15 protein-coding genes and 3 pseudogenes are annotated in these 15,713 nt (G+C 68.2%); 11 read left to right on the plus strand and 7 right to left on the minus strand.

The window, feature by feature from the left end; translation table 11 throughout:
• The first annotated feature begins 5 nt into the window (after positions 1-5).
• The 4 genes from SNA_RS18570 to SNA_RS42465 all read left to right on the plus strand — a co-directional run bounded on the left by SNA_RS18570 (position 6) and on the right by SNA_RS42465 (position 3,084).
• Positions 6-1,229: a cytochrome P450 gene (locus SNA_RS18570; RefSeq protein WP_078969988.1), complete on the plus strand. Its 1,224-nt coding sequence runs from the start codon at positions 6-8 to the stop codon at positions 1,227-1,229.
• Positions 1,230-1,547: 318 nt separating this feature from the next.
• Positions 1,548-2,204, plus strand: coding sequence for a GOLPH3/VPS74 family protein (locus tag SNA_RS18575; protein WP_030063215.1), 657 nt, complete (start codon positions 1,548-1,550; stop codon positions 2,202-2,204).
• A gap of 77 nt (positions 2,205-2,281) precedes the next feature.
• The gene (locus SNA_RS18580) at positions 2,282-2,659 is read left to right on the plus strand and encodes a hypothetical protein (RefSeq protein WP_030063214.1); all 378 of its coding nucleotides are present in this window, start codon (positions 2,282-2,284) and stop codon (positions 2,657-2,659) included.
• A 260-nt stretch (positions 2,660-2,919) separates the two neighbouring features.
• Positions 2,920-3,084, plus strand: a complete 165-nt coding sequence (locus SNA_RS42465) for a hypothetical protein (RefSeq protein WP_157879977.1) — start codon at positions 2,920-2,922, stop codon at positions 3,082-3,084.
• Positions 3,085-3,440: 356 nt separating this feature from the next.
• On the opposite strand, the gene SNA_RS18585 is transcribed toward SNA_RS42465, so the two are convergent.
• From SNA_RS18585 to eno, 5 genes and pseudogenes are all read right to left on the minus strand, one after another.
• Complete coding sequence (locus tag SNA_RS18585) at positions 3,441-4,073, minus strand: 2'-5' RNA ligase family protein (RefSeq protein WP_044365917.1); 633 nt, start codon at positions 4,071-4,073, stop codon at positions 3,441-3,443.
• Between the two features lie 76 nt (positions 4,074-4,149).
• Positions 4,150-4,773, minus strand: a complete 624-nt coding sequence (locus SNA_RS18590) for a HutD/Ves family protein (RefSeq protein WP_037788442.1) — start codon at positions 4,771-4,773, stop codon at positions 4,150-4,152.
• Positions 4,774-4,806: 33 nt separating this feature from the next.
• Positions 4,807-4,917: a hypothetical protein gene (locus SNA_RS45220; RefSeq protein WP_420823493.1), complete on the minus strand. Its 111-nt coding sequence runs from the start codon at positions 4,915-4,917 to the stop codon at positions 4,807-4,809.
• A gap of 55 nt (positions 4,918-4,972) precedes the next feature.
• Positions 4,973-5,136: pseudogene (locus SNA_RS43920) on the minus strand (imidazolonepropionase); the annotation flags it as partial.
• A gap of 240 nt (positions 5,137-5,376) precedes the next feature.
• A pseudogene (gene eno, locus SNA_RS18600) lies at positions 5,377-6,587 on the minus strand (phosphopyruvate hydratase); the annotation flags it as partial.
• Positions 6,588-6,750: 163 nt separating this feature from the next.
• On the opposite strand from eno, the gene SNA_RS18605 reads away from it, so the two are divergent.
• The 4 genes and pseudogenes from SNA_RS18605 to SNA_RS45225 form a co-directional block, all read left to right on the plus strand.
• Positions 6,751-7,134, plus strand: coding sequence for a BlaI/MecI/CopY family transcriptional regulator (locus SNA_RS18605; RefSeq protein WP_030063209.1), 384 nt, complete (start codon positions 6,751-6,753; stop codon positions 7,132-7,134).
• Between the two features lie 451 nt (positions 7,135-7,585).
• On the plus strand, positions 7,586-8,539 hold the full coding sequence (locus tag SNA_RS18610; protein WP_157879978.1) for a hypothetical protein: 954 nt from the start codon (positions 7,586-7,588) through the stop codon (positions 8,537-8,539).
• Positions 8,540-9,053: 514 nt separating this feature from the next.
• On the plus strand, positions 9,054-10,361 hold the full coding sequence (locus SNA_RS18615; protein WP_044365963.1) for an MFS transporter: 1,308 nt from the start codon (positions 9,054-9,056) through the stop codon (positions 10,359-10,361).
• Positions 10,340-10,842 (plus strand): annotated as a pseudogene (locus SNA_RS45225) (protein kinase family protein); the annotation flags it as partial. The gene SNA_RS18615 and the pseudogene SNA_RS45225, both read left to right, overlap by 22 nt.
• Positions 10,843-11,056: 214 nt before the next feature.
• On the opposite strand, the gene SNA_RS18625 reads toward SNA_RS45225, so the two are convergent.
• Positions 11,057-12,031 (minus strand): amidohydrolase family protein, encoded by a 975-nt coding sequence (locus SNA_RS18625; RefSeq protein WP_030063206.1) that lies wholly within the window; start codon positions 12,029-12,031, stop codon positions 11,057-11,059.
• Positions 12,032-12,216: 185 nt separating this feature from the next.
• Positions 12,217-12,933, minus strand: a complete 717-nt coding sequence (locus SNA_RS18630; RefSeq protein ID WP_030063205.1) for an SDR family NAD(P)-dependent oxidoreductase — start codon at positions 12,931-12,933, stop codon at positions 12,217-12,219.
• Between the two features lie 242 nt (positions 12,934-13,175).
• Between SNA_RS18630 and SNA_RS18635 the strand changes: the two genes are divergently transcribed.
• From SNA_RS18635 to SNA_RS45430, 3 genes are all read left to right on the plus strand, one after another.
• Complete coding sequence (locus SNA_RS18635; protein ID WP_030063204.1) at positions 13,176-14,228, plus strand: Lrp/AsnC family transcriptional regulator; 1,053 nt, start codon at positions 13,176-13,178, stop codon at positions 14,226-14,228.
• A gap of 456 nt (positions 14,229-14,684) precedes the next feature.
• Positions 14,685-15,494, plus strand: a complete 810-nt coding sequence (locus SNA_RS18640; protein ID WP_044365918.1) for an SDR family NAD(P)-dependent oxidoreductase — start codon at positions 14,685-14,687, stop codon at positions 15,492-15,494.
• 83 nt (positions 15,495-15,577) lie between these two features.
• The gene (locus tag SNA_RS45430) at positions 15,578-15,685 is read left to right on the plus strand and encodes a hypothetical protein (RefSeq protein WP_476718248.1); all 108 of its coding nucleotides are present in this window, start codon (positions 15,578-15,580) and stop codon (positions 15,683-15,685) included.
• The last annotated feature ends 28 nt before the right edge of the window (positions 15,686-15,713 follow it).

The raw sequence follows: 15,713 nt of genomic DNA on the forward strand, positions 1-15,713 counted from the left end.
ACACCATGACCTCAACGATCCAGCAACAGCACTCCCCCACGGAGCTGTTCGCCCACGCCCTCCGCCACGAGAACCGCGCCAACCCCTACCCCGCCTACGAGCGGCTGCTCCAACAGCCGGTGGTACAGATGGCCGACGGATCCTGGCTGGCGACCGGACACCGCGAGATCAGCCTGCTGCTCCGTGACCCGCGGATCAGCGCCGACCGCCTCAACCCGCAACAGCAGCCGATCCGCAAGAGCCTGCTGCTGGAGGACCCGCCCCGCCACGACCAGCTGCGCCACGCGGTGACCCAGCAGTTCATCCCGCGCATCATGGGCATGCGCGACCACATCGACACACTCGTCACCGAGCTGCTCGACGCGCACACCAGCGAGCAGCCAGGAGAGCTGGACGTGGTCGCCGACCTCGCCTACCCGCTGCCGGTCACCGTCATCTGCGAACTGCTCGGCGTACCGCGCGAGGACGAGCGCCTCTTCGGCTCTCTCGCCCGCCGCCTGACCCGCGGCCTGGACCCCGTCGACACCCAGACCGAGGAGGAGATACACCAACTCCAGCAGGCACGCACCGAGTTGGTGGAGTACCTGGAGGGACTGATCGCACGGCACAACGCGGAGGGCGGCAGCGACCTGCTGGCCGGCCTGATGAACGACCAGAGCCCCGACGGACCCATGGACGCCATCGACCTTCGCGTCACCCTCGGGCTGCTGCTCATCGCCGGCCACGAGACCACCGTCAACCTCATCGCCAACGGGACCCTCGCCCTGCTGCGCCACCCCGGCCTCCTCGCCCGCCTGCGTACCGACCCCGACCTGGCCACGCCGCTGGTGGAGGAGGTGCTGCGGTACGACCCGCCGGTGCAGATGTCCGGACGCAGCGCCCTCGCCGACATCGATATCGCCGGGACCACCATCCCCAAGGGCGCACGCATCCGCCTGCTCCTGGCCGCCGGCAACCGCGACCCGCGGCGCTTCGCCGACCCCGACCAGTTCCTGCCCGACCGCGCCGACAACGCCCACCTCGGCTTCGGCGGCGGCATCCACTACTGCATCGGCGCCACCCTCGCCCGCGCCGAGGCCCAGATCGCCCTGACCGCGCTCGCCCGCCGCCTGGACTCTCCCCACCTGGCCGCCGACCCACCGCCCTACCGCGAAAACGCCATCCTGCGCGGCCCGGAACGGCTCCCGGTCACCTTCGAACGGCTGCTACCGGACCCACTCGGGAAGTGACCGCGCACTGCCGGACTGCCAGTCCGGCACCCCACGCCGCCCCCGCCCCCGCCCCGGACGGTCCAGCCGCCCGCGGCAGGGACCGGGCCCGCCCGGTCACAACATGGCCACACGACGCACACCGGCACTGCATACCGCACGGGCGGAGCGCAATCGAGCACCGGAACCGTTCACTTCCGACGGCCATAGGGCGTGGCCGATCGGTGAGGGTCATGGGGTGAGGTTGAGGAGTCGGGCGCCATGGCAACCGCCTGGCGAACCTGGGCGTCTATCCGGCTGACTGCAACGATCACGAGAAGTATCGGGGGACCGCGGACGATGTCGATCACGCTGGCCGAGGAAATCATGCTGCTCTCCCTGGACGAGGAGTCCGGGGCGCCGGAGCAGCGACAGGCGGCGGGCTGGGCCGTTGCGGGCGGGCTCCTGCTGGAGCTGGTCCTTGCCGGGAGGGCATCGGTTGAGGGCAAGTACCTCAAACTGACGGACAGGACGCCGACCGGTGAACCCTTGCTCGACGACCGCATGGCGCTGCTAGACGCCTGGCTGGGCGGCCGCGAAAAGCGCCGGGTGACGGAGTGGCTGACAAGGGACCGGCGCAAGGCCGGAAACGCGGCCGTGGAAAGCCTGTGTGCGCGCGGCGTGGTCGTCGAGCAGGAGCACCGGGCCCTCGGCCTGTTCCCGACGCGCCGCTACCCCGAGGCCGACGGTGCGCCTGAGAAGGAGCTGCGTCAGCGGCTCCAGGCCGTCGTCCTCGACGGCGCCGACCCGGACGAGCGCACGGCGGGCCTCATCGCCCTGATCCACGCTGCCAAGCTGCACCGCCTGGCATTCCCCGATGTCCCGCGTAAGCAGGTGGCCGACCGGATGGCGGAGGTCGCGTCCGGCCAGTGGGCAGCCGAGAGCGTTCGGGCCGCGATCCGTCACATGCAAGCGGCCGTAGCCGCTGTTGCCGCCAGTGCCGCGGCCGCAGGCTAGGCCGTCATCCGGCCCACCGGACCGCCCCCTGGCCAGGGCCTGCCCGACGGATCACCGACAAGTACGGCCAGAGGACCGTGAAAGCTCTGATCTTAGTGTTCGCCGCGTTTGTCGTTTTCGTCATGCCCACCTTCCTGGTGTGGCTGCTGGGGCGGCGAGCGAAGATCCCCCACTGGATGCTGATCGTGTTCTTGCTGGCCGGGTGGCTGACAGTGTTCGTCGGCCTGGCCCTCTCGCAGCGCGCGCAGCCGGGCCTGTTTCCCGATACGTCGCCCTGCTACGGCACGCGCAGCACTCCTGTCTCGCAGTATTTCCCGCCCGACTCGTTCTGCCGCCACGCAGACGGAGAGTTGCGGACGGTCAATGGGCCGAACGCCAGGCTCGTGTTCTGGACCGCCGCCAACACCACCTTGGCGATGGCGGTTGCCGCCGCCTTTGCACGGCGTCGTCAATGAGCTTGATCGCGCTCGCGTCAAAGGCGGCCCGGGCCTCGACCGCCCCGGTGGTCGGGTAGCCGGGTCACGCCGACGTGACCTTGCTGGGCGCAGCAGGACGGGAATCCGCTGAGGCGGATGCCCGCTCCCAGCCGCAGCCTGATCGCACTTCCGGGTCGCGGAGAGACTCAGCGCCGACGTCGCCCAGGGAAAAGTGCACTGAGGGTCCCGCACACCAGCGCCCCGAACAACATCCCGCCCCAAGGCATACCGCTCGGCCGATGCGCCGCCACCGAGTACGTGAAGGAGCCCAGCCCAGCAGCGAGAAGGAAGAGAACAAAGCCTCGCAGCAGCGCTCGAACCTCTGGAACGGCACCAACGTGATGCTGACCGATCTGGACCTGGCCCGCCGGCTCTACCTGATCAAGCCGCCGCCGAAGCACTGACGTACCGAACCCGGCCACCGGGACTGCCGCCGTGCTCCACCTCTTGCTGGAGGAGGCGCTGCTGCCGCTGCTACCGCTGCGCCAGTGTCCCGGCGCGTCGCCCCCGCTGTCCTCGGCGGCGACGATGAGCGGCACGACGTCCGCCTCGAAGCGGCACGCGGGCACCCCGTACGCGGAAACCCCGAACGCGAGCGATTCAAGAAGGACGCCCGTCCGGCCGGAGAAAGGCCCTGCCCCTGGCGTTCGCCCGGGGCAGGGGCGTAAGGCGAACGAATCGGCCCGAACGGCACCCGAGGGCGCTCCTGCCGTCGATCAGATCGCCGCCTACTTTGGCCGCACCATCTGAAACGGGTCCGTCAATCGGACGGTGGATCAGGGGCGGACAGGCCCTCGTACTCCGACGGTCGGCGGACCTCGCCCGCGCCCAGCGTGATCACGGCCCGGGGCCGCATGGGCCCCTCGCCGCGCCGGGAGAGCAGGACCACTTCCTCGACCACAGCCGACAGTGCGCCCAGCCGGACGGCGCACTCGACGGCCAGAGAGCGCGGATCCCGAGTGCGGCCCAGAGACAGATGCGGAGTAAAGCGATCGCCACGCCCGCGGCAGAGCGGGAACCGCATCTCCAGCGCCCGGTGCACACGGGCCCACGGCCCCAGACCGGCCGCGGCCGGATCGAGCCACACCGTCGCGTCATGCCGGTGCCGGAAGTACCGCACGCCGGCCAGACGCGCCGTGAACGCCGCGCTCTCCGCCGCCCCGGCGGACAGCAGCGGCAGAGCCCGCGCGAACTCCTCCTCCGGCACGAAGCCGAACAGCACATTCACATGCGGCGGCCACCGGCGCACCTGCGGATCATGCTCCCAGCGGATCTCCTGGATCGCCGACCAGAGCTCCTGCGGCGGCAGCCACGCCACCGCCGTCCGAGCCGTGGGCGCCACGTCGAGCGCGGACAGCGGCTCGGCCCCGCCGACATCCGGATTCCGGCCCACACTCCCATGGTCCGCGCCGCGCCCGCATCGCACGAGTCGGCGCCCCCATCACTTCATCACCACCAGCCCATGGGCGTCACAGGCCCCCATCGGAGACGGCGGTGATGGTGACGAGCGCAGCCACCCCGTCGGGGCGCACGGTGCCGGTGTCGGTGCCGGTGCCGGTGCCGGTGCCGGTGCCGGTGCCGGTGCCGGTGCCGGAGAACAGGACGGCGTCGTAGCGATGGAGCGTGACGGGGGTGGGCTGCTCGACAACCACTGTGCCCGTCAAGGCGATCACCAGTGCCAGCGTGCCGTGGGGCGGCCGGACGGCACACCGGTCGCGTACCACGCGGATCTGCGCTGTGGCCAGGCCGGGCCGCGTCATCACATTGAGATCGACCACGGGGCCGTCGAGGAGCCGGCAGTCGGTGACGGCATCCCCGGGGAAGGAGAAGGGGGCGTAGGGCTCGGGCATCGCATGCGGGGTTCCGTCGACGGTCAGCACCATGCCCGGCCCGTCCACCACCGTAATGGTCCTCTCCACCCCGGCGAAGGCGGAGAACGCACCATCGCGAGCAATCTCGGCGAGGCTCACCCGCCAGGCGAAGTCCTCCAGACCGGCTCCGGGCGGGCCGGCGGCGACCTCCCGGGTGACGCCGCCGCCGTTCTTCCAGGGCGTCGCCGCTCGTTCACCGGCCCTCAATACCCGCACTGCCATGTCGGCTCCCTTCTCATTCCTTTGCATTCCTTCTCATCCTGCAACCTCATTCCTTCCACCCCATTCCTTCCACCTCATTCTTTGGGCGCCGGCGAGCATCAGGCCGTAGCGGTGCGACTTATGGCAGTTGCGGCCCATGAGCACGATGTCGCCCGGGCGGACCAGGGCCTGGACGACGACCTTGTCGGCGGTGGAGGTCGGCGGCGACGGCAAGGGAACGGACCTCGTCGTCGAGGGTGAGGCCGTGGCCCGACTTGGTCTCCATGGTCGTGGTGCCCTGCCAGAGCGCTTCGTGGAGATGGCGGTGCACGCGGCGTGGAGTGCGGTGTCGGATGCGGCCCGGGTGGCGGCGACGGTGGTGCGGCCTGCGTGAGACCCGCAGGGTCACTGCCGCCCCGGCGTCCGCCCCGGTCCCCGCCAGGGGGGAGCGCCGAGGCAAGCCCCAAGCCGCCAGGAGTTGATCCCCCGGTGAGGCGGTTCCGTCCCTGGGGAAACCAGTGTCGTCCACCACCCGCCGACAGGACCAGCTGACAAAGCACAACTACCAGGAGCGCGGAGAACTGCGTGAGCGACCCGAGACGAATCCGCGCCCGTCGGAGTGCCTCACCCGTCGTGCACGGCGGCGCATCCATACACCGCGGACTGCCCCAACTGCTCCTCGATCCGGATGAGTTGGTTGTACTTGGCCGTGCGGTCCGACCGGGACAAAGACCCGGTCTTGATCTGCCCGCACCCCGTGGCGACGGCCAGATCCGCAATGGTCGTGTCCTCCGTCTCACCGGAACGGTGAGACATGACCGCCGCCCATCCGGCCCGCCGCGCAGCGCCCACCGTCCCGAGCGCCTCGGTCAGCGTCCCGATCTGGTTGACCTTGATCAGGACCGCGTTCCCCACCCCCGTACGAATGCCGTCCCGTACCAGCGCCTCGTTGGTGCAGAACACATCATCCCCGGTCAGCTGACAGCTCCCCCCGACACGCGCCGTCAGCTCTCGCCACCCGTCGAGGTCGTCCTCGGCCATCGGGTCCTCCACCGAGACTATCGGGTACGCGTCGATCAGCTTGGCGAGGTAGTCGACCTGTTCGGCGGACGTGCGCCGCACCCCCTCCCCCGCGTACGCGTACACGCCATCCCGGTAGAACTCCGACGACGCCGGGTCCATGACGAGGCCGATGTCCGCGCCGGGCCGGTACCCGGCCCGCTCGATCGCAGCCATGACGAAGTCGAGCGCCTCCTCGGCCATGCGCAGCGCGGGCGCGAAGCCGCCCTCGTCGCCGACGCCCGTGGAGTGGCCCGCGGCCAGCAGATCGCGGCGGAGCGTGTGGAAGACCTCGGAGCCCATCCGGACGGCCTCCGCGAAGGATCCCGCACCCACCGGCGCGATCATGAACTCCTGGAATCCAGCGGATTGTCGGCGTGGGCGCCGCCGTTGACGATGTTCATCATCGGCACCGGAAGCACGCGGGCGTCAGCCCCGCCGAGATAGTGGTACAGCGGCTGCCGGTGCGAAACCGCGGCGGCCTTCGCGGCGGCGAGGGAGACCCCGAGCAGGGCGTTGGCGCCGAGCCGCGCCTTGGCGGGCGTGCCGTCGAGCGCGACGAGCACGGCGTCGAGGCCGGCCTGGTCGTCGGCGTCACGCCCGGTGACGGCATCCGCGATCTCGCCCTTCACGTGGGCCACGGCCCGGTCGACGCCTTTGCCGTGCCAACGCTGAGCGTCGCCGTCGCGCAGCTCCACCGCTTCGCGGGCGCCGGTGGAGGCGCCGGTGGGGACGGCGGCGCGGCCCAGGGATCCGTCGGCGAGGACGACGTCGACACCTCGCGACGCCATGGGAGAGCAGGCGGCCGCCTCGGCACGCCGCTACCGCACGGACAGCGTCCAGCCGCGCCGGGAGGCATTGTTCGCTGCCCTGCACGCCTCATGACAGCGGCCGCTACGGTCCCTGACCACTGAACCCTACCGACTGTAAGGTGACGTCATGTCTGGAACAGGGCCCCGCAGCGCAGGGGAACGGCGCAGCGCCGGTGCGCTGGAAAGCGAGGTGCTGGCGGCTCTGTGGGCAACCGACCGGGCCCTGACCCCGTCCGACATCCAGGCCGACATCGGTGGCCTCGCGTACAACACCGTGCACACCATCCTCAAGCGGCTGTACGACAAGGGCCTCGTCATCCGTGACGCGGACGGACGGCGCGGTGCCTACCGCCCCACCAAGGACGCCGCCGAGCTGACGGCCGAGGTCATGCACCGGGCCCTCGACAAGGGTCCCGACCCCATCGCCGCGCTCCAGCAATTCGTCATCGGGCTCAGCCCCGAGGAGGAGAAGGCACTGCGCGACATGCTGGGCGGAGGGCAGAGCCCGTGAGGATCGACGTTGCTGAACCACACCACCAGGTGTTCGGCGTCCTCGGCCCCCGCCTCCAGAACACCGTCGGTGCGAGGAACTGCGCCGGGGTCAGCCCAGCCGGCAGGAAATTGTGGAGCGTTCTCTTTCGCCGTCTCCGCCTCTGACCGACGTACAGGAACCGCCGGAAGCTACCGATTAGTTCGGAGCAACCGGATGTCGAGGAATGCCATCTGTGTGGTTGAAAGGGCCCTACCGGGCTCGAACCACCGAAGCCGGCGGTAATTCACACCTTGAATTCCCAGGCGTTTGGTAGACGCGTCGTGTGTGATGCAGCGCTGTTCCTCGTTCTTCTCCGTCACAGTTCCGTCATGCGCGCCTTTACGAGTGGGGTAGGCGCGCGTGGCGGTCGAAGGGAATTCGCATGCCCGCATTCTCAGCTGTCGTACGACGGCAGCGCAGACACAGCCGCGTGACAGTCTCCGTCGCCACTGCTCTTCTCGCCGGTGCGTCGGTACTCGGTTCACAGGCGCCGGCTTTCGCTGCCGACGCACCCCCGGCGCCCGCGAACATCTATGAATCCGACGACCAAGTCATGGCAGACCTGGCCAAGTGGTCACCGCTTCAGGATTCCGAGAGCGTGATGGGCCTGCCCACCGGTCTCGATGACAAGCAGGTCAACCTCTCGGACGTGCAGGGAGGACAGGTCAACTACAGCCCCGATCAGGCCGTCAAGGATGCCCAGGCCGCGGCCAAGGCGTTCGCCGACGACCCCAACACCAAGGAGCCTGCCCGCGAAAGCGCCAAGAGGCTCTACCAGCCCATCTCAGGTCTCAAGGAGTCGCCCAACTACACCGCCCCTGTCTTCACCGGCAAAGCCGGCTACACGGACGAGTGGACCCATGAAAATCTCGACCAGCTCTGTAATCGACCGAACCACGACCCTGCGCGCGTCGGCCAGAAGCCGCCCTGCGCCTTCGTCGGCAAACTCACCGACAAGTATCCCGTCCGAGGCTCCGCCGGGGACGGCCTGGCCGGCGGCGGGAAGCTGACCTACAAGATCTCCAGCTCGGTGGCCGACGAGAAGAGCGAAACCGAGGGCTGGTCAGTAGGCGGAAAGATCACACCGAAGGTCAGCGACGGAAAGAACGAGCTTCCGGGAGAGGCGAGTTTCACCTACAGCTACTCGTCCACCTCCACCAAGAAGCTGCAAAGCACCCTGGAAACCGACGTCGAGATGACGGTGCCCGACGGGAAGAACAAGGGCTGGCTGGAACCCCGGGGCAACGGCGGGTATTACACCGGCTATATCGTCTACCGGCAGAACAACGACACCGAGCAGAGGATGGTAGCCGTCCCGGCCCGTGTCTATGTCCAAGCCCACGACACGACCAGCCCAATCACCTGGTTCAAGCGTGTGAGGTAGGGCCACACCGGCAGTCCGTACAACGGCGCGGCTCGCCCCGGGAAGTCGGCGGGGCGAGCCACGCAGGGGACTCCCGGCGGCCCCGGGGAACAGCCCTCCCCCCTCCTCCCCCTCTACACCGTTGTGCACCCGGCCGGTGCCGTCTCCATGGCATGCGCACTCATCACAGCGGCCCGCGCTTTCCCGTTGGGAACCCTTGGCGGGCGCTGCGCCACCGGGTGGCTGCCTTCCCACGGCGAAGGGGACGCTCGTCGAGAAGAACGGTGATTGCGACGGCCTCGGCGATGTAGCGGTAGGCGGTGGCGAGGAAGCGCAGGGCAGGGCAGGGCTGGGCTGGGCTGGGGCTGGACAGGTCCAGTCCGGACGGGTAGACGAAAACCTGAAGCCTCCGGTCGACATGGACCTTCTTGGTCGCATACCCATCTACCAGCGGCTTCAGGTGTCCGTCAGCTCAACTGCTCAACCCACACGACGGGTTGTGAGAGCTCACGGCATGATGCCTCGGGTGAACCCGATGAATGGCACATCTGACCGACCCCGAACACGCTGGGGAGTTTTCACCCAACGGGATTTCCGTCTGCTCTGGCTGGGCGAGACCGTGAGTGGGTTGGGAAACAGCATCACCGTGGTGGCCTTGCCGCTGATCGCGGTGGGGGTGTTGGGCGCCAACTCAACCGTTGTCGGCCTGATCTCCGCGGCGGTGTGGCTGCCTTGGCTGCTGGTCGGTCTGCCAGTGGGTGCATGGGTGGACCGGATACGCAAAAGGCCACTGATGATCGCGTGCGATCTGGTGTCCGCCGCGGCGCTGGTGAGCATTCCACTGGCGGCATGGTTCGACGCGCTCACCTTTGAGCACATGGCCGTCGTCGCGTTGATCTGCGGCACCGCGGCGGTGTGCTTCAACACTGCCTACCACTCGTACATCCGGATCGTGCTCGACGGCCGCGACCTCCTGGAGGGCAACGCCAAGCTGCAGGGCAGCGAGGCCGTCACCCAGGTCGCCGGGCCGGGCGTAGCGGGGCTGCTCGCCCAGGCGTTCGGCGCGGTCACCGCACTCGTGGCCGATGCGGTGACGTTCATGATCTCCGCGGTCTGCCTGAAACGGATCAGGGCGGTCGAGCCGGACCATGCTCCCGACGAGGAACACGCCTCCCTCCGACGGCAGATCATCGAAGGGCTCCGCTTCGTGAGCCGGGACCGCTACCTGCGGCCGATGGTCACCTGGGGCGCCGTGATCAACATGGCGCTGATGGGCTACCAAGCGGTCCAAGTCGTGTTCCTCGTCCGCACCGTCGGGCTGAACCCGGCCACGGTCGGGTTGCTGCTGGCCAGCGGCAGCACCGGTGGCATCGTGGGCGCACTGGTGGCCACCAGGGTCAGCCGGCGGTTCGGCACCGCGCGCGGTCTGCTTCTCCTGCAAGCCGCCACCTCGCCGTTCGCGTTGCTCATGCCGATGACCACGGCAGGGACGGGACTGCTGCTGTTCGCGATGGGAGCCTTGCTCGTCGGGATCGGCATCTCCGTGGCCAACATCGTGGTCGGCAGCTTTCGGCAGACCTACTGCCCGCCGCACATGCTCGGCCGGGTCGTGGCGACATCCATGATGATCAACCACAGCACCATCCCGATCGGTTCCCTGCTCGGCGGCGTGCTCGGCGACGCCGTCGGATACCGGTCGGCCATGTGGATCACGACGAGTATCGTCGCACCCTGCTGGCTCATCCTCGCCATGAGCCCGATGCGCCGCGAGCGCGACCTGCCACAGGTCTACGAGCCAGAGCAGGCGCACGCCAAGGACTCCAGCACGAGGGCTTCCCCCTGATGTACCACTGGCGGGTGCTGCCCGACTCGACGCCCTTGCCCGAGGAACTGGCCGACGTCGAACGGGCTGTTGCCTACTGGGGCGGCGGATCGCAGGTGCGCCGCCGGATCGAGGCTCTCCGGCAGTCCTCGGCGAGCGTCGCGCTGTTCCTGGAGTACATCCCGCAGAACCTGCACCAGTGGCTGGGCACTCAGATCGAAGCAGGCGACGAGGCTGCCGACCGGGCCTGCACCATGGTGGAGAAAAACCTGGAAGCCGGAATCTCGTTCATGAACGCTCGGGGGCTCCTGCACTTCGACGCGCATTTCGAGAACATCCTGACCGACGGTCGGCGCCTCTACTTCGCGGACTACGGCCTCGCGGTCTCCTCCCGCTTCGGCTGTCACGGGACGAGGCCGACTTCTTCGACCGGCATCAGACCTACGACCGCTCTTACATCACCACATATCTGATGAACTGGCTGGTCACGGCTCTTGGAGGAGATCCGCCGGCTCGGCGGGATGTACAGCTCCTCCGTTTCCTGACGGACGCCTGGAGGCCGGCACTCGACAGGGATCGGTCCCCCTCCGTCGGCCTCCAGCAGCACCCCTGGGCACGGCGCCGGTCCGACCACGCGGGCATTCGACATCAAACCCGCGCAACAGCTCGGACAATGAAACTACTCGAACCAGTCGTCTGGACCTACTCGTCCAGGTCTAGACGTGAATGTCAAACACCGATGCCGCATTGCGAAATGAGAACTGTTGGCGTTCCGCCTCGGAGGAGAAGTGCCCCATGAAGGAACGGATCTCCTCTTCGGCCGGTCGTTGGAAGGGGTAGTCGGTCGAGAAAATCAAACGGTCGACTGAGGTAACCGACAGGGCGTGCTGTAGGAGTGCTGGGTTGAGCATGCCGGAGTTGGTGATGTAGAAATTCGATCGGATGTAGTCGGATACGGAGCGCCGCAGGCCGGCGATCCGGGAGATGCTGTCGGCCCGATCCAGCCAGAACAGCAGCATCTCTCCCCAATGGCCGAGCACGACCTGAAGGTCGGGATGACGGTCGAAAGTACCTCGGAGGATCAGCCGCAGCGCCGCTGTTGCGGTATCCATGTGCCATCCCCAGCCGAAAGTGGCCAGGGCGAGTTCCGTCATGGGGTCGAATCCGCGATATGAGGCATCACGGACACCAGTTGACGGCAGTTGAGGGTGGATGAACACGGGCTGACGGAGTTCCGATGCCGCGCCGAAAAACTCGTCGTAGACGGGATCGTCGAGAAACAGGTTCCCTGATCGGCCGTAGACCATGGTTCCCACGTGCCCCATACCCGCGGCTCGTTCAAGCTCGGCCGCAACGTCCTTCGGTGAGGACATGGGCAGGGTGGACAGCGAACGAAAGCGGGCAGGGTTGCGGGCGACGGCCGCCGCGGCCACGTCGTTCGCAGAGCGACTCATCGCGAGGGCTTCCCTGGGTGGCAGCGACTGGGATCCGGGCGGGATCAGGGCGAGGATCGACAGGTCGATGCCCTGGGCGTCCATGGTTGCCGTGCGGCGCGCCTCCAGGTCCTCCAGGCGCTCCTGGTTGTCGTCCATTTCCCCGAGGACGAGGCTTTCATCCGGTTGCGGCAGGGCGTGGAGGGCGGCCGTCAGGTCCGGCTTACTCCAGTGTTCTTCGATGGCGATGAGAGGCACGATCTCCTCCTTGAGGCCGCTTCGGGGTCGGCGAAGTCGCGGCCGGTGGGTGCTGGGATGGGCGGCAGGGCCGGAAGGCTCGGTCGTTGCTCTGGCTACAGCAGGTTCACTGCCGTCCGTTGTGTCTGCATCACGCCGGGCTGCCGTGGGATCTGCGTCAGGTTGCGTTCAGCAGATGGCAGGGCTCACCAGGGGACGGTCTGGCCGAAGCGGTCCAGATACGCCAGACCGGGCGTGCCCAGTTTGGAGAGCAGGACGTCCACCAGCAAAGGGACGCTCTCCTCGATGGTGAACGGCGCGTCCGGACCACCCAGGGCGGTGCGGATCCAGCCCGGCGCCATGAGCACGAAGGTGCGCTGCGTCTCACCTTGTCGGGCCGCGAAGCTCTTCATGAACATGTTCAGGGCTGCTTTGCTCCCTCGGTAGACCTCGCGGCCTCCGGCCGTGTTGTTCGTGATGCTGCCCTGTCCGGAGGACATCGCCCCGATGAGTCCCGTCGGGGACACCAGGTCTTCGAGGGCTTCGATGACGCGCATGGGGCTGAGCGCGTTGGTGACCATCACGTCGATGAAGTCGGCTGCCGCGACCGCGCCGATCGGCCTCTGCTCATTGTTGGTGGTGCCCGCGTTGACGAAGAGCACGTCGAGTCGGCGTTGTGCCAGACGTTCGTACAGCGGGGGCAGATGACCGGGGTCGTTGATGTCGAGATGCTCGATGGTGACGCGCCCGTCGGCGTGGTCCGCGAGAGCGTGCAGCGGCGTTCGGGCAGTGGTGTCGCGGACGGTGCCGACGACGTTCCATCCCCTGTCGACGAACTCGGCCGCCATCGCGTGGCCGAGGCCGCGCGACGCCCCGATGATGAGAGCGGTCGGTTGGTGTGGGTCAGTCCCAGTCGATGACATCCAGCGTCATCTCCGTTCTTCGGGTCTTCGCGTCTTCGGGTCTTCGCGTCTTCGCGTCTTCGCGTCTTCGCGTCTTCGCGTCTTCGCGTCTTCGCGCGTTGTATTCCGTTCGGGCTTCGTCGAGGCCCCGGGTCGGCACAGGGTGAGCCCGGTGGTGTGGCCTCTCACCCCGTGCGCTTCAAGCGTTTCGCCCGCACTGCATCGCAGGCCAGTCACGAGCACCCCTTTGTACGATTGCCGGCATGGCAAGGGCTCTCATAACGGAATCCGCTTCGGTACAGCTCGACGACGTGCGAATCATTCGTGCGTTGCAGATCGCTCCGCGGGCTTCGTTCGCCTCGATCGCGGCCGCGCTCGGCCTGACCGAGGGCGCCGTCAACCGCCGGTATCGCCGCCTGCGCGCCGACGGCGTCATCCGCGTGGCCGGCGTGGTCAACCCAGGATCCCTGGGGCAGAGCAGGTGGCTGGTGCGACTGCGCTGCCGACCCGGCAGTGTCGCGGCGATCGCCGACGCGCTCGCCAAGCGTGACGACGTCAACTGGGTAGCCCTGAGCGCGGCGGGCTGCGAGGTCACCTGCGCAACGCAGTCCCGGACGCGGGAACAACGCGAGGACCTCCTGGGGCAGCGGCTTCCCCGCACTGCCGCGGTGATCGACATCAACGCCTTCGCCATGCTCCGCCAGTTCCTCGGAGGGCGCGGCCACTACTGGTCCGCTCTACAGGGCACACTGTCCCCGGAGGAGGAAGCCTCGCTGGGCAGCGGCGGGCCCCCTTTCACCGAGTCCCCGGTCGTCACTCGCGAGCCACTGCACCTCACCCCCGAGGACGAGAAGATGCTCGATGCGCTCGCTGCGGATGGCCGCGCGAGTCTCGTCGATCTCGCCACGGCCGCCGGCCTCACTCCCGGACGCGTCTCGCGACGCCTTGATGCTCTGCTCCAGCATCGCGTCGTCCACATCGATGTCGAGATCGCCGCAGCAGCCTTGGGCTATCACGCTCGCGCGAACCTCTGGCTTCGCGTGCACCCGTCGGCGGTGAAGAGCGCGGGCCGCGCACTCGCGCAGGAACCCGAGATCGCCTTCGCCGCAGCCATCTCCGGGCCCTGGAACCTCCACGCCGTGGCGCACTGCCGGGACCTCGACGAACTGTTCGAGTTCACGTCGGATCGCATCGGGTCCCTGGCCGGACTGCAGAGTATGGAGGTCTCACCCGTGCTGAAGCACGTCAAGCAGGCCGGCACTCGGCTCTCCGACGATCGCCTCGTCGAGCCATCCCACGCTCGGGCGCGACGCTGAGAGATCGGGTTCCCTCACGAAGTCCGGGCCTTACGGGACCACGTCGTTTCGTGATGAGCGTTCAGCAACTCGCCTCCCCACCACCTACTCCCCCATGCCCTTTGCCTCGCCCTTTGCCTCGCCCTTTGGTCCAAGCGGACGCCAACGCGGTCATGTCGACAGCGGCAGCTCATCAGAGGTACATCAAGAGGTGCGGGAGACTCTTGCGCCGGTGAGCCGCCGGGCATGTGATGGTGACGTGAACAGCGCCTGGCTTCTGCTCGACCGTCCGCCTCATCCGGCGGGTCCGTGTCGTGCGCCATGCTGCCTGGAGATTTCCGCCTTCCGCTGATACCTCTCCCGCACCCCTACTACGCGCCGTGACCTGATCCGGCGTCCCTTTTTGTATACCCGTACGCCGCCGCCCCCCGAGGGCCGATTCGGCGTACCACCCGTTTCTCCTACCCGGAAGAGATCATGTCCGTCTTCGACCTTTCCTCCCGTACCGTCCTGGTGACCGGCGCCACCTCCGGCATCGGCTACGAGACCGCCCGGCAGCTCGCCGAGCGCGGTGCCACCGTCCTCGTCCACGGCCGCACGGCCGAAGACGCACAGGCAGCCACGGACAAGCTCGTCGCCGTCGCAGGCATCGACGCGGCCCAACTCTGCGCATTCAGCGCGGACTTCACACGTCTGGAGGAGGTCGAGACCATGGCGCGGCGCGTCGTTGTCGAGCATCCGCACCTCGACGTCCTGGTCAACAACGCCGCCACCGCCGCCCCGGAACGCCACACCCTCACCGCCGACGGCAACGAAATCGCCTTGCAGGTCAACTTCCTCGCGCACTACCTGCTGACCTGCCTCCTGGAACCCGCACTCACCACCGACCCCGGCGGCCGGGTCGTCAACGTGTCCTCGTCGCTGCACCGCACCGCCTCCATCCAGTGGAGCGACCCGCACCGCGCCCGCCGCTACTCCCGGCTCGCCGCCTACGCACAGTCGCAGCTCGCGCTCACCGTCTTCGCCGCCGACCCGCGGGTCACGGCTGTCTCCGTGCACCCGGGCGTCTGCGAAACAGACCTGCTGCCGCTCTATGCGAACAGCGGTGAACCCGCGACGGAGGGCGCCGCCCATGTCGTACGCCTCTGCGACCCGGCCACGGAGATCGTCAACGGCACCTACTACGACCGCGACCAGCGCGTGGAGCCCGCCCCCGTCGCGACCGAGGACCGCACGCTCAAGCGCCTCACCAAACTCGCCGACCAGCTGGTCGGGCAGCACGCCTGAGGAACACCACCGTCTGCGGAACACCACCGTCAGAGATACACCAATTCGCCGAGGAACACCCTTGCCTGATGGGCCATCAGGCAATGTCCCCAGAACGAAAGGCCCCTGTGCCCATGTCCAAGCGCGCCCGTAAGAAGTCGGCCCGCCGCAAGAAGAAGGCCAACCACGGCAGTAGGGCCGGCCAGAGCTGAACGACCGGGCGGGGCGGCACCGTGCCGC

The sequence above is a fragment of the Streptomyces natalensis ATCC 27448 genome (genome assembly GCF_000935125.1).
Lineage (GTDB): Bacteria > Actinomycetota > Actinomycetes > Streptomycetales > Streptomycetaceae > Streptomyces > Streptomyces natalensis.